The sequence below is a fragment of the Nocardiopsis sp. iso_186 genome, assembly GCF_056173365.1.
Genome location: NZ_CM149670.1, coordinates 3,444,490 through 3,458,735, shown reverse-complemented (window position 1 = coordinate 3,458,735; position 14,246 = coordinate 3,444,490). Strand labels below are relative to the sequence as shown.

Here is a 14,246-nt window from a genome sequence, read left to right as displayed (position 1 = left end):
GCAGTCTATGCGTCCTGGTCACCACGGAGAACGAGGCACCTTTTTCTCTCATGCCGGGGGTATCGTCCTTTCGGTTGTGATTTCGGGACGTAAAAGGCCGCGATTGGCGGGAAGGACCGTTGACGGCCCCCTAAGCTGGCCTGCGTCCGCAGCTGACGAATGGTGTGCACGGGGGAAACGCGCGATGGGATGGTTCACTCGGTCGGTGGCGGTATGCCTGGCAGCGCCGATGCTTGCGGCGTGCGCCACTGTTCCTGACGGCGTCTCGCCCAATGTCGGCGGGCTTCCCGGGGCCGGTTCCTCGGCTCCCTCTGCCGCGGCGCACCCTCAGGCGGAGCCGATCCCCGATAACTGCGAAGTTGACGCCGCGCGGCCCAAGCGCCAGATGCGTGCCGCCTGGATCACCACCGTGCGCAACATCGATTGGCCCTCCAAGCCCGGGCTGAGCGTCAAGAAGCAGCAGGACGAACTCGTGGCCCAACTGGACCGCGCGGCCGAGCTCCGCCTGAACGCCGTCTTCTTCCACGTGCGCCCTACCGCCGACGCGGTGTACGCCTCGGACAAGGAGCCGTGGGCGCGCTACCTGACCGGCAAGCAGGGCGGTGACCCCGGTTACGACCCGCTGGAGTTCGCCACCGCCGAGGCCCACAAACGCGGGATCGAACTGCACGCCTGGTTCAACCCCTACCGGGTCGGCTGGAAGGATCCCGACCTCGACGGGCTGGTCGCCGATCACCCGGTCAAGCGCCACCCCGACTGGCTGATCACCTACGACAAGCAGGGCTTCTTCGACCCCGGAAACCCTGATGCCCGCAACTGGGTCACCAGCGTCGTCCTGGACGTCGTGAAACGCTACGACGTGGACGGCGTGCACTTCGACGACTACTTCTACCCCTACCCGGCCGAGGGGGAGACCTTCGACGACGATGCCAGCTGGGAGGCCCACGGCGATGGCTTCGACGACCGTGACGACTGGCGGCGCGACAACGTCAACCAGTTGATCGCCGACATCGACGACGGTATCGAGCAGAGCAAGCCCTGGGTCCAGTTCGGGGTGAGCCCGTTCGGGATCTGGCGCAACAAGAACACCGACGACTCGGGGTCGGCTACCAGCGGTCTGCAGTCCTACGACGCGCTCAACGCCGACACCCGCGCCTGGATCCAGGCGGGCACCATCGACTACGTCGTTCCCCAGCTCTACTGGCACCAGGGCTTCGCCACCGCCGACTACGCGAAACTGGTGCCCTGGTGGGCGGACGAGGTAGAAGGGACCGACGTCAACCTCTATATAGGACAGGCCCCTTACCGGGTCGGGGAGAGCAACTGGACGGGCAAGGACGCGCTGTCGCGACAGCTCGACTTCAACCGCGATCACTCCGCGGTCACGGGCGACGTCTACTTCTCGATGAAGGATCTCAGCGGAAAAGCCCGGGAGGCCACCGAGCACCTTGTGGAGCGCCACTACGGCCGCCCCGCTCTGCCGCCCGTCGCCAACGGCGCCCAGGACGCGCCCGCGCCGGTGGCCGGCCTGGCCGCGGAGCGGACCGACGGGGGAGCCGAACTGGTCTGGAATGTCGCCGACGGCGACCTGATGTACGCGGTGTACCGGGTTCCCGGGCAGGGCGACGACCTCTGTGCGTTGGCCGACGCCGCGAACCTGGTGGCCGTGGTCGGCGCCCCTGACGGGGGCGAGGCACGGTACCTCGACGCCGATGCCCCGGCCGAGGCCGCCGCCTACTACGTGACGGCTCTGGACGTCTACCGCAGTGAGAGCGCGCCCGGAGACGGGGCCCTGATCAGCGACGGTGAGTAAAGACGTACCTGGTGGTTAGCCTCGCTGACCGTGAAACCTGTGGAATTGGCCCCGTGGAAGCGGATAGAAATCGGTCCGACGGGGCAGAGATCCACATGCACCAGCGTTGAATGTCCCCCACACGCCGAGGAGGGTGCCGTGGCTTTGCGGGAGAACGAGAGAAGGATTCTCGCTGAGATCGAGATTCGGCTCAGTGAGGACGATCCTCAGCTCGCCGGGCACCTGTCGTCTTTCGGGTCCGACGACCCTTCTTTCGCGGTTGCCCACAGTGCCGGCGGGTGGCGTCCGTGGCTGGTCTGCGGAGCCATCGCCTTCGCAGTCGTGGGACTCTTGGTCGTGCTCTTCGTTGCCACGCCCGGCGCGTCTTCTGTTCCCTCTCCCGCCGGCTCCACTCCCGCCCCTGAAGCAGTGGTGGCCGATCAGTCGGCTCCTTGAGCCCAGAAGCGTTCGCCGGGTCTGTTGTCCCGGACATGACACGGGCGGCCAACCGCCGATCTTCCGGTTGGCCGCCCGTGCGGCTACGAACCCCGAGACGTCCGCGCCGCTGTGTGCTTACAGTCCGTCCAGGAACTTCTTCGCCAGTGGTGCGGCAGCACCCGAACCGCTCTCGCCGTCCTCGACGATGACCGCGAAGGCGACGTCGTCCTCGTAGCCGACGAACCATCCGTGCGCAGGCAGGTCCTCGCCCTCCTCAGCGGTTCCGTACTCCGCGGTTCCACTCTTGCCGTGCACGTCGCCGGTGAAACCGACGTCCTTGGCGGTGCCCTCGGTGACGACCGCGCGCATCATCGGCCGCAGCGCCTCGGCGTTGGGGACGGGTGTGGGCTCGGGCTGGTCGGGAAGCGCGGGATCGGTGACCAGCACGGGAGAGCGCCACGAGCCGTCGGCCACCGCGGCCGGGACGGTGGCCATGTGCAGCGGAGAGGTGAGCATCTGCCCCTGTCCGATGCTCATGGCGGCCAGAAGCGTGGTGCTGTCCGGGGTCGGGAACGAGGACTCCAGGGTCGGGACGCCCACGTCGAGGTCGCTGTTGAAGCCGAACCTCTCGGCCGCGTTGACCAGCGAGGCTCCGTCCAGCCGCTCGGCGACTTCCTGGACCAGCGCGGTGTTGCACGAGGTGGCGAACGCCTCGGTCACGCTCTGGTCGCCGTACTCGGCGTCGCCGGCGTTCTTGAACGGCCAGCCGCCCACCTCGGCGACCTTCGGGCAGTCCATGGTGTCACCGGTGCCCAGGCCGGCGCCCAGCAGCGCGTCGTAGGAAATGATCTTGAACGTCAACCCTGCCGGGTACTGCCCTTCGAAGGCGCGGTTGAAGCCGCCGGGGGCGTTGACCGCGGCCAGGACCTCACCGGTGGAAGGTCGCACGGCCACAAGGGCGGTGGGTTTGCCCTGCCCGCTGATGGCGGCGCCGGCGGCGCTTTGGATCGCGGGGTCGATGGACAGGGTGACGTCCTGGCCGGGAGTTCCCTCGATACTGCCCACCACGGGGGCGTCTTCGTCGGGTTCGGCGTCCTCCCCCTCGTCAACGATTTGGATACTGGTGGTGGGAGTGCCTGCGAGCCGGGCCTCCTGGGATTTCTGGATTCCGCTGGCGCCGGTGGGGTCGCCCTCGGCGTAGGCAGGACCGAGGTCCTCCAGGTCTTCTGCGGAGGCGGTGCCGACCTCGCCGACGATCATCCCCACCGAACTGCCCGCGTTCTCCGGGGTGTCCACCCGTGAACCGTCGGCTGCCAGGACCTGACCGCGGTCGCCCCACTGGTTGACACGGGTCAGGGTCTGGCCCTGGCCCAGTTGCGGGTGGATGACGGAGGGGGAGAACGCCACCTTCCATTCTCCGTCAACCCGCTCCAACGGAAGCTCGCCCTCGTAGGACCAGTCGCCCGCGTTGGCCAGGGTCAGGGCGACGGTGTAGGGGACGCTCGCGGTGTCGCCGTCGCTGGTCACCGTCCCGGTGGTGACCGAGGTGGACTCCACGCCCAGGTTCTCGGCCACGGCGGTGTACGCCTCGGCGACGCCCTCGCCGGTGGCCAGTTCCGCGAGTGCGGGGTAGTCACCGGAGTTCCAGGCACTGGCGTAGCCGGTGACGGTCTCCTCGGGTTTGGGCATGGACAGTACGTACCAGGACACGCCGGCCCCGGCCAGGGCCAGGACCGTCACCCCCGCGACGATTCCGATGACCAGTCCCTTGCGGGAGCGGCGCTCGGGCTCGGGGGCAGGCTTGGGCTCGTCGGAATCGTGAGTATCAGGGGGTGGGGGGAACCCGGGGCCCGCGGGAGCCGCGGCGGGGAAGTCAGCTGCTCCATCCCCTTCAGGCGTCCATCTGTCGTCCACGGCGCACGCTGTCCTTCCCTGGCAGGATGAGAAAAACCCCGCGACTCAAGGGGGAGGCGCGGGGCGGAGCAAGTGAGTGGGTGGCCGGTGTGGCGGTCGCCTCACGGCGTGGTGCACAACGCGGCTCCATGTGGCCGTACGGAGCACCCCGCCGGGGGCGGGGGCCGCACGCGGTATTCCGCGAAGGCGTGGGTTAGAGCCCGGGGGACACTTAGACCACACCGACCACCAGAAACTCTAACCCATCGGTGTGCGTGGATGTTCCCCGAACGTCGTAATCGGGCGAGATCGACCGAAGCCCCCGGCGACGCCGGGGGCTTCGGGGTCGGAGAGAGGTCAGCCCTCGGTACGGGCGATCTGGGTCATCTCATCACGGGCGAGAACCTTCACACGCTTGCGTCCGTGCGGCACGCCGAGGGACTCCTCGTGGGCCTCGATGCGCTTCCAGCCCTCCCAGGTGGTGAAGGGGACGCCGCGCTCGTGCAGCAGCCGGGTGAAGGACTCCGGGGCGGGGTCGGTGGCCCGGGGCAGCGCCTCGTGGTCGGCCACCAGGTTGCCCACGGTCTCCAGCGCATCGCCCTTGGTGTGCCCGATCAGGCCGACCGGGCCGCGCTTGATCCACCCGGTGGCGTAGACGCCCCGCATGGGGGTGTCCTCGATGTCGAGGACCCGGCCGCCGTCGTTGGGCACGACGCCGCGCTCGGCGTCGAAGGGCAGGTCGGCCAGTGGGGAGCCCAGGTAGCCGATGGCCCGGTAGACGGCCTGGACGTCGTGGTCGACGAACTCGCCGGTGCCTCGGGCGTTACCGGTGCCGTCCAGCTCCATGACCTCGGTGCGCAGGCCCGTCACGCGCTCGGTGCCCAGGACCTCGACGGGGCGGTGCAGGAAGTGCAGGTGCAGGCGGCGCTCGGCGCCACGGGGGTCGCGGATCGCCCAGTTCTGCAGGACCTTGACGTTGGTCTTGATCTGGTTGGAGTCCTCGATGGCGGCCAGGCTGGCCTCGTCGAGGTCGAACTCCTCGGGGTAGACGATCACCTCGACGCCGGGCTGCTTGTCCAGCTCGCGCAGTTCCATCGGGGTGAACTTGCCCTGCGCGATGCCGCGACGGGCGAAGACGTGCACGTCGGTGATCTGCTTGTTCAGCAGGTCCCGGTGCACGTTGTCGGTGATGTCGGTGGTGAGGAGGTCGTCGGCGTGCTTGGCCAGGATGCGCGCGACGTTGACGGCGACGTTGCCGGCGCCGATGACGGCGACGCTGGTTCCGTTGACGTGCCAGTTGTGGGGAACGTCGGGGTGGCTGTCGTACCAGAAGACGAAGTCCGCGGCACCATGGCAACCGGGCAGGTCGGCACCGGGAATGTCCAGGGGGCGGTCGCGGTCGGAGCCGGTGGCGAAGATGACGGCGTCGTAGTGGCGGCGCAGGTCGTCCAGCTTCAGGTCCACGCCGTAGTTGACGTTGCCCAGGAAGCGAACCTCGGGTTTGTCGAGGATCTTGTGCAGCGCCCCCTGGATCTGTTTGATCCGGGGGTGGTCGGGCGCGACTCCGTAACGGACCAGCCCGTAAGGGGCCGGAAGCTTGTCGAGGATGTCGATGCTGAGTGGCGTTCCGCTGGCGGCAAGGGTCTCGTCCTTGGTCAGCAGATCGGCGGCGTAGATACCCGCAGGTCCAGACCCCACGATTCCCACTCGCAGTGGACGCGTCATTCGATTCTCCATCCTTCGCGTCTGATTCGGCGGCACGTGCGTGGCCGGCAGGACGTGCCGCGCGCCACGGTCGCCCAGGACACGATAAATCAGGCTAGGCTAACCTAATAGTAGCGGAAAACAATTCCCCACTAAACCAACTATAAAAATAGACAACCCTCTTCCTGTCCGGGTTGCCGGGGGGACGTTACCGCGGTCGGATATCCCCGCGCACGTCAAGGTGTGGATTGGTTCCCCACCATCTGCAACGCATGTACGGTGCTGCCTCAAGCCCCGACCGCCTGTGGTTTAGCTCACGCGGTCGCGGTGTCACTGCTTGCCCGGGCCGTTCAGGGGTTTCGCCTCGGCCTTGGCCGATGCCGCGAAGCGGGCCACCCGCTCCTGCCCCGAGAGGCGCTGGATGTCGGCCATGATCGCCTCGGTCGCTTCGCGGCGGGCCCGCGCCTTGTCTGCCTGGCCCTTCCACGAGGAGAGGTCCACCGGCGGCCCGAAGCGCACCCCCACCCGGCGCAACGCGGGGATCCGGCGCCCCTTGGGGCGAATGTGCCGGGTGCCCGACAGCGCCGCCGGGACCACCGGAGCGCCGGAGGTCAGTGCCAACCAGGCCAGGCCGGTCTGCCCCTTGTAGAGCCGACCGTCGGGCGAACGCGACCCTTCGGGGAAGATCCCGAAGACGTTGTCGTCGGCGAGCACGTCCAGGCTGTTGGACATCGCCTCCTGGGAGCTCTGCCCCGGCCTGCGGTCCACCGACACCTGACCGATGGCCCGTAGGGCCCGGCTGAACATCCGCTGGGCGATGTTGCCCTGGGCGAACAACTCCTGCTTGGCGATGAAGATGATTGGCCGCGGCACGACCACGCCCAAGAACAACGGGTCGATGTTGGAGTGGTGGTTGCACGCGATGATCACCGGTCCGTGCGCCGGGATGTGCTGCAGTCCCTCGACCCGCTGCGGCCACAGCGCGATGGTGACCGGCTTGATCACGGATTTGGCGATCCCGTACAGCGACACGGACGGTGTCTCCTTCTCGCCTTGACTGCTTCACTCCCGACGCGTGAACTCTAGCGGTGCCTTTGGCCTGTCCGGACGCCGAGGTGCGCGCTAGAGTTTGGTCTAGACCTATCCGGGAGCGAGAGAACCGAGGGCACAACACCATGGCGCGCCTGATCGACCTGAGCCACCAGATCGTTGCCGGTATGACGACCTACCCCGGGCTGCCCGCCCCGGTCATCGAGGACCACCTGTCCTTCGACGACTCCCACGGCACCTACGCGGCGGGTACCGAGTTCCAGATCGGGCGCATCTCCATGGTCGCCAACACCGGCACCTACCTCGACACGCCCGCCCACCGCTACCGCGACGGCTCCGACCTAGCCGACCTCGAACTCTCCAAGGTCGCCGCGCTGCCGGGCATCGTGATCGACCCGACCGAGCGCGAGGTGGGCCCCGAGGCGTTCAAGGGTGCCGACGTCGCCGGGCGCGCCGTTCTCATCCGCACCGGCTGGGACCGGCACTGGCGCACCGAGGCATACGGGGACCCCGGGCATCCCTGCCTCACTGAGGACGGGGCCCGCGCGCTGGTCAACGCCGGCGCTGCGCTGGTCGGCATCGACTCGGTCAACATCGACGACACCTCCTCCCACAGCGCGGGGGCACGCCCCGCGCACTCCCGGCTGCTGGCAGCGGGAATCCCCGTGGTGGAGCACCTGTGCCTGTTGAACGAGCTCCCCGTGGAGAACTTCGAGTTCTTCGCCGTACCGGTCAAGATCCGCGGACTGGCCACCTTCCCGGTCCGCGCCTTCGCCCTCGCCGCGCAGTAGCCCGAGGGGGTCAGAGATCCCCGGTCACCTCGTCCCGGGCGCGGCGCTGCTCGCGCTGTGCCCGAAGTTGCTGTTCGGCGGTGGCGTCGCGTTCGTCGGTGGCCACCGCGCTGCGCATCGACGACGACAGCGCACGCAGTTCCATGTTGATGCGTGGATAATCCACCAGTCGCGGAAGTGCACCCAGCCGCGGAGTCCGCCGTTCCACCAGCGACGCCGCGAGTTCGTCGAAGGCCAGGCCCAGTCGTTGCAGGGTGATCTGGGAGGCCGGAGGGGCCTCCTCCAACGCCAGCGCCGACAGCGCCAGGTAGCCGATGCGCTGGGTGGCGATGACCACCGGCCACAGCGGCCGGGTGTGCTCGGCGCGGGGGACGTCGCCGATGGCACTGTCGTAGACGCCGCGCAGGCTCAGCAGGTCGCGACGCAGGTCACGGCGCAGCCGGTAGCGCCGCTCCGGCGTGATCTCCACCTGCGGGTCCAGGACCTCCATCAGGACCGCCTGGGAGCTGCCCAGGACCGTGACGATGGTCTGCGGCAGTCGCGCAGCCGATGCCTTGCGCCACAGCAGCAGTGCGCCCAGGATGCCGGCGAACGCCCCGACGACGCTGTCCACCACGCGTGCCTGCGCCAGCTGGTCCACCGGGTAGGGCGACGCCGTGAAGGCGACGAGCAACGCCATCGGTGTCAGCGCGATGCTGGCGTAGAAGAAGTTGCGGGCGATCACCAATTGGGCCAGTGCCTGGAACAGCGCCGCGGTGATGATCACCACCCACAGCGGGGGCGAGGTCATGAGAATGCCCGCCCCGATGACCACGCCCAGCACCGTTCCCAGCGCACGTTGGGCCGACCGGTTGGCGGTCAGGACCACGTTGCCGCCCTGCAGCACCGAGGCGGCGGTGATGGAGACCCAGTAGTAGCGGTCGAAGCCCAGCGCGATGGCCAGCAGACCGGCTGCGGCCACGGTGATCCCCATGCGCAGTGCGGTCGGCCGGATCAGGGATTTGCGGCTCAACCCCGAGCGCAGCGAGTCCATCGCGGGCGGGTTGCGGCGGTCGTGCAGTTTTCCGCCGAGCCCCTCCACCTCGTGGTCGCGCTTGCGGGCGCTCTGGGCGGCGCGGGCCAGGTTGCTGTACAGCCGCGACTCCAACGAGCGCGGCCGAAGACCCTTGCGGATCTCGTCCAGGCCGTCGGGATCGGGCGACAGCAACGGTCGGCCCACCGCAACGGCCAGGCCCTCGGCGAAGTTCGAGGCGACCGCTGGCAGCGGTTCGGAACGGGCCAGCGACACCTCGGTGGCGGCCAGGTGGATGTCGGACACCCAGCGAAGCAGGGCGCGCAGCCGCGCGGCGTCGGGGGTGTCGCGGTAACCGCGGGTCTGGGCCTGTAGCACCACACGCCAGGCATTGGACACCGCCAGGGACGCCTGGTGCTGGACATGGTCAACCCGGGGAGTGCCGATCGCCCGCAGCAACGCGGCCAACTGGCGAAACGCCTCGGCCACGGCGCGGTTCTCGGGATGGCGCGCACGGAAGGGCGCACCCACCATGGACACCAGCCAGCCGATCGCGGCACCGATGGCAGCCGTCGCGGTGTGCGCGGGCGCCGCTGCCAGGCCGCCGGGGGCGATCGTGGCGATGGCGCAGACCAGTACGAAGAAGAACGGTCCAGGAACGTCCACCCGCAGCGACTGGCACAGCCAGGTCGAGACTCCGGCCACCAAGCCGATCGCCAGCGCGCCCGACCACAGCGACACCGAGGCCACGGACCCGATCGCGACGCTGGCCGCGAAGCCCAGCGCGATAAGACCAAGGGAGAGGGCGCGATGGGTGTAGGGCGTGTTCTTCTCGTAGAGCACGGTCATCGAGCCCAGCGCCGCCAATGATCCCGCCGCGGGCCCGAACAGGAAGGCGACCAGGGCGAACGATGAGCTCATGGCGATGGCCGCCTTTGCGGCGATGGTCCAGGCGAAGCGTCCCGAGGCGAGCCCGAAGAGTGCTTTCAGGTCCATCCGTTGGCGCGGTCGCTCAGCGACCCGCGCCCGCACCCGGGATGGAGGATTCCACTCCTGCGGGTCTGCGTCCGCCGATTCGCTGCCGTTCGCCCCCTGATCATGCACACGCCCAATCGTAGGAGGAATCGGGAGGAGCCGGGCCAGCGGGCGCGCTGGTCCTCCCGGTTGCGCGGCACCGGTGCCGCGCAACCGGGGGTTCAGGAGCCGTCGGCAGGCGTCGCCGCACGCAGCTGTTTCAGTTCGGCCAGTGCGTCGTCGAGCTGGGCTTCGGCGCGTTGCGCGCGGTGCAGGACCTGGGTGCGTGCGTCCTCCACCGCGGCCAGGCGCTGGGCCGCTGCCTCCCGGGTCTCGGCCAGGGCTGCGGCAGCACCGGATCGCTGCTCGTTGAGGTCGGCGCGGGCCGCCTCGCGGACCCGCTCCACCTCGGCCGCAAGACGATCGCGTTCGGCGCGGTCCTGGGCCGCCTGCTCGTTGGTGCGTTCGGCCAGCGCGGTGGCGGTGTCGCGGGCCGCCGTCGCCTCGCCCAGCTGTTCCTGAAGGGCGTCCAGCCGTTCGCTCAGGCGGGTGTGCTCGGCTGCCGCGTGCTCCTGGACCTCGCTGAGGCGCAGCGCGGCCGCGGCGCGTTCACGCTCGACCCGGTGGGTCGCCTCGGTACGCACCCGCTCGGTCTCGCCGCGTGCGGCTTCGGCCTCGGCCGCCGCCGCCTCGCGCGCCTGAAGCGCCTCGTCGCGTTCGACGGCTGTGGCCTGGGCCAGGGCTGTCGCGGCCGCGCCCGCCTCCAGTGCCTCTTGGCGGGCGGTGATGGCCTGATCGGCCATGCGCTCGGCCGAGCCGGCCGCGCCGATCGCCGAGTCGGCCGCCTCGCGGGCCCTGGCGGCCTCGGCCTCGGCTTCCTTGCGGGCGCGTTCGGCAGCGCGGCGGTCGTTGTCGGAGGCCAACCGCGCCTCGTCGGCCTCGGCGATCCGTCGTGCCGCGGCGACCCGGGCCGCTTCGACCTGCGCTTCGGCGTTGGCAGGGTCGCTCATCGCGGTGAACGCCGTGGTCGCCGACGCGAGAGTGGCGGTGAGCTGTTCGGCCTGGACCGCGAAGCGGGTCAGAAGTTCGTCGGCGCGCAGCCGTGCGCTGGTGATGGGAGCAGGATCACCTCCCGGGCGGGCGGCGGGCACGGACACGGATGTGTTCTCGGCCTCGCGGTGCTGTTCCTCGGCGGCCACCGCCTCCTGCTGTAGCCGCTGACGTTCGCGCCAGGCTCGCCAGCGAGTGTGTTCGGGCAGGTCGCAGTACTCGGGTGGGCGGCCGGGGGAAGTGCCACGGGGCACCTCTCGGGTGCATCCGGGATAGTTGCAGGTATTCGCATCGCTGTCGGCCACGCCGACGAGGGTAGCGGTTGGTGCGGCCCAGGTGGCGGCGGACGTGCACTGCCGGTGCCTGCAATCGTTACCGGTGGGGGCCGGTGGGGCGGCACCGCCCGGCGCGCGCAGCGCCGGGCGAAGTGCCGCCGAACGCCCGCACACGGCGGGTCGGCGCGCGCTGCGGGCTGCGGTCGGTGGGTCAACGCCATCGGGTTGACGATGGCGGACCAACTGCCGGGCCACCCGCAGAACCTATCCGCCCGCCGGGGCCTGCCGCACCCCGTCGCGCGCCCGAAGGCGGAGAAGAGGAGGCAAAGCGTCGTTGAACTGGATAAACGTCGCTGTTGTGAGGCTCGTCTCAAATGGCCTGGCGGGCCGACTCGACCGCCGCGCGCAGGTAGCCGGGTTGCCGGGTTCCGGCCGGCAGGGCGGGGTCGGGCACCGGTTCGCCCAGGACCCGTCGCACCGGGACGACCCCTGCCCAGTGCGCCAGTCCCAGATCCTCGGGCGCGTCGCCGACGCCGCCGGTGCGCACCTTCGCCGACACCTCCTCCAGGTCCAGTCGCAGCACCGCTGTCTGTGCCTGCTCCTTGGGAGAAGGTGCGCGGCAGTCCCCGGCCCGGCCCGGCACCACCTGGTTCACCAGCGAGGTGAAGGCGAGGTCGAGTTCGGCCTGTTCGGTGACGCGTTCGGCGATGCCGTGCACCACGACGGAGCGGTAGTTCAGCGAGTGGTGCATCGCCGAGCGGGCCAGGACCAGGCCGTCGGTGAGGGTGACGGTGACGCACACTGCGAGACCTGCGCCGGTGGCGTTGCGCAGTGGCCGGCTCCCACTGGAGCCGTGCAGGTAGAGGCGGTCGTCGACTCGGGCGTAGAGGGTGGGCAGCACCACGGGCGCGTCATCGGCGATGAAGCCCATGTGGCAGATGAAGTCGGCGTCGAGGATGGCGTGCACGGTCGCGGTGTCGTAGTGCGCCCGGTCGCGGTTGCGGGTGGGGGTGCTGCGCGGGGTGGGGGTGTAGTCGGTCGGGGCCGGCGGGTGGCTCACAGTGCCCTCTTTTGTGTGGGTACAAAGTTTTTTATGTATGGCGATGTTAGCAGGGGTGATGGTCGAAGGGGAGGCCGAGCGCCTGGCTCATACCGCCGGGGAGAGCTCCCCGTTGAAGGCCGCACGCACGTCGGACAGGATGCGATGGGCCGCGGGATAGCCGGGAGCCCCCCAGGTGGAGGCGTCCATGAGGAAGATCTGTTTCTCGCGCACGGCCCGCAACTGTGCCCACACCCCGGTGTCGAAAGCCCGGGGCGCCTGGTCGGCATAGCCGCCTGCGGCGAACACGAAGACCATGTCGGCGTCGCCTTCGGCCAGGTTCTCGTAGCTGGCCGAGTTGTAGTCGGCCGAACCGGTCGGTGTGCGCTGACCCTCGGGGCGGCTCAGGCCGAGGTCGTCGATCACCTGACCGGCGAAGGACCGCGGTGTCTCGAATCGCACTTCTGCCTCGCTCTGCAGTCGGATGAGCGACACCTCGGTGCCGGACGGGGCGCCGATCTCCGACCGCACCTCGGCCACCGCGGTTTCGTAGGCCGCTTGCGCCTCCTCGGCCGCTGCGGAGGCGTCCAGTACCTCGGCGACCTCGGTGAGGTGGGCCACCCAGGAGCCCGTGCCCTCCCAATCCAGTAGCACGGTCGGGGCGATCTCGCTCAGGCGCGGCAACTGCGCCGCCTGATCCCCCGTCTGGGTGGACACCCCGATGATCAGGTCCGGAGCGGCCCCCGCCAATTCCTCGACGTTGATCTCGGCCTCGCCCGGCCCCGTGGCGACCAGCAGCGGCGCGGGGGAATGGCCTTCGGGCAGGTAGGGGCTCAGGCCGCCGTCCTCGGCGCCGGGGTCCCCCATGCTCGCCACCGGTGCGAAGCCCAATTGGGTCACAGCCGCCAGGGTGGGGCGCCACAGTACAGCGATCCGTTCGGGGGCGGCCGGGATCTCGACTTCTCCGTTGGCAGCCCGGACCACCCTGGTCGCGTTGTCGCTGTCCGAACCCGCCGAGGGCGGACCGGGGTCAGCGCAGCCGCTCAGTGCCAGGACAGCGACCAGCAGTGCTGCCGCTGCGGTCAGTGGGGACGTGGTCATGCGCGCTCCAACCCTCGTGCGCCACCCGGGCGGGCAGCCCCGCAGGGGCAGGCTAACCCGGCCGGACGCGACGACGCCGGGGGTCCGACCTCGTCGGTCGGGCCCCCGGCGCCGTCGCGTCCGTGGAATCAGTCGTGCGGACCCGCACCGATGCGCGAGACCATCGTGGTGACGAAGGGGCGAAAGCCCTGCTCCTCGTAGAACCGCATGGCCTCGGCGTTGCCGGCCACCGCGGGCAGTTCGAGGTCGCGCACACCGATCGCACCGAGTTGGCGGCGCACTTCGTCCAGCAGGCCTCCGCCGATGTGGGCCACGGCGTGGTCGGGGTGCACCGACAGGGTCTGCACGATCGCGACCCGCTCGCCGCGGTCCCAGGAACCTCGCTGGTCCTCGCGCACGGTGACCATCGCATAGCCGGCGTCGACCTCGTCGTGCTCGGCGACGACGGCGATCGTGTCGGGGTCGGCCAGCCACTCCAGGTAGCGCGCTCGGCGCCGGCGCCAGGATTCGCCTTCCTCGACGGAGGTGATCAGATCTTCCAAATGTGAGGCGATCGCCGTGTGGTGACGGTGCAGGGCTCCCCACAGGCCGGAGAGCTCCTCTACCTCGAAGGAGCCGATGTAGCGAAAGCGCAGCACGTCCGAAACTTCTGCGCGAGGTTCGGTCTCCAGCGAATTTTGCATCTTTTTCTCACCCGATCTGTTCAGGACGACGCTGACCGTTCAGGCCGGAAGGTTCCGGCCCTTCGTGATCCTGAGCTGTAAGTGCGAGCCTACGCGTAGGGCAAGGGTGTCGTGGGTGCAGCTCAGGAAAAGGAAGTGTGCTCGTGTCGGTTGGGAAAGTTTTGAAGATTTTCACATCTGGCGGATTCGGTGGAGCAAGTGGTCTCTCCGCCTCGTTCCGGGGTCTCTCCGCCTCGTTCCGGGGTCTCGCCGCCCCCGGAGCGGGCGCCATCCGCCGCGGAGGCCGGGGCGTACGGGTGAAATCCGCGTTTCAGTCGCACCGCTCTTGTCCGCCGCTTCGGATGCCGCGGCGCTTCGCCCCGGGTGATCGGATCGCGTGGCGGCCGGGAGCGCGTGCACCACCG

The 14,246-nt window shown here is 69.5% G+C and carries 11 protein-coding genes; 3 read left to right on the top strand and 8 right to left on the bottom strand.

What is annotated here, in order from left to right:
* Nucleotides 1–184 precede the first annotated feature (184 nt).
* Nucleotides 185–1,813, top strand: coding sequence for a glycoside hydrolase family 10-like protein (locus AC0VYP_RS15135; RefSeq protein WP_475470318.1), 1,629 nt, complete (start codon nt 185–187; stop codon nt 1,811–1,813).
* Nucleotides 1,814–1,951: 138 nt separating this feature from the next.
* Nucleotides 1,952–2,248, top strand: a complete 297-nt coding sequence (locus tag AC0VYP_RS15130; protein ID WP_285756660.1) for a DUF3040 domain-containing protein — start codon at nt 1,952–1,954, stop codon at nt 2,246–2,248.
* A 117-nt stretch (nt 2,249–2,365) separates the two neighbouring features.
* Here AC0VYP_RS15130 and AC0VYP_RS15125 read toward each other — a convergent pair whose 3' ends face one another.
* From AC0VYP_RS15125 to AC0VYP_RS15115, 3 genes are all read right to left on the bottom strand, one after another.
* Nucleotides 2,366–4,144, bottom strand: coding sequence for a penicillin-binding transpeptidase domain-containing protein (locus AC0VYP_RS15125; RefSeq protein ID WP_475470315.1), 1,779 nt, complete (start codon nt 4,142–4,144; stop codon nt 2,366–2,368).
* Between the two features lie 336 nt (nt 4,145–4,480).
* Nucleotides 4,481–5,830: an FAD-dependent oxidoreductase gene (locus AC0VYP_RS15120; protein WP_475474260.1), complete on the bottom strand. Its 1,350-nt coding sequence runs from the start codon at nt 5,828–5,830 to the stop codon at nt 4,481–4,483.
* A gap of 327 nt (nt 5,831–6,157) precedes the next feature.
* On the bottom strand, nt 6,158–6,859 hold the full coding sequence (locus tag AC0VYP_RS15115; RefSeq protein ID WP_285756658.1) for a lysophospholipid acyltransferase family protein: 702 nt from the start codon (nt 6,857–6,859) through the stop codon (nt 6,158–6,160).
* Nucleotides 6,860–7,002: 143 nt separating this feature from the next.
* Between AC0VYP_RS15115 and AC0VYP_RS15110 the strand changes: the two genes are divergently transcribed.
* Nucleotides 7,003–7,668 (top strand): cyclase family protein, encoded by a 666-nt coding sequence (locus AC0VYP_RS15110; RefSeq protein ID WP_475470313.1) that lies wholly within the window; start codon nt 7,003–7,005, stop codon nt 7,666–7,668.
* Between the two features lie 10 nt (nt 7,669–7,678).
* Here the strand turns inward: AC0VYP_RS15110 and AC0VYP_RS15105 are convergent, their stop codons facing one another.
* From AC0VYP_RS15105 to AC0VYP_RS15085, 5 genes are all read right to left on the bottom strand, one after another.
* Entirely contained in the window at nt 7,679–9,676 is a 1,998-nt protein-coding gene (locus AC0VYP_RS15105) for an FUSC family protein (protein ID WP_285756656.1), read from the bottom strand.
* A 200-nt stretch (nt 9,677–9,876) separates the two neighbouring features.
* Nucleotides 9,877–10,998: a hypothetical protein gene (locus tag AC0VYP_RS15100; protein ID WP_475470311.1), complete on the bottom strand. Its 1,122-nt coding sequence runs from the start codon at nt 10,996–10,998 to the stop codon at nt 9,877–9,879.
* Nucleotides 10,999–11,389: 391 nt separating this feature from the next.
* On the bottom strand, nt 11,390–12,079 hold the full coding sequence (locus tag AC0VYP_RS15095) for a pyridoxamine 5'-phosphate oxidase family protein (protein ID WP_475470309.1): 690 nt from the start codon (nt 12,077–12,079) through the stop codon (nt 11,390–11,392).
* Nucleotides 12,080–12,166: 87 nt separating this feature from the next.
* Complete coding sequence (locus AC0VYP_RS15090) at nt 12,167–13,159, bottom strand: ABC transporter substrate-binding protein (RefSeq protein ID WP_285756653.1); 993 nt, start codon at nt 13,157–13,159, stop codon at nt 12,167–12,169.
* A gap of 128 nt (nt 13,160–13,287) precedes the next feature.
* Nucleotides 13,288–13,842, bottom strand: coding sequence for a GNAT family N-acetyltransferase (locus AC0VYP_RS15085; RefSeq protein WP_475470307.1), 555 nt, complete (start codon nt 13,840–13,842; stop codon nt 13,288–13,290).
* Nucleotides 13,843–14,246 lie beyond the last annotated feature (404 nt).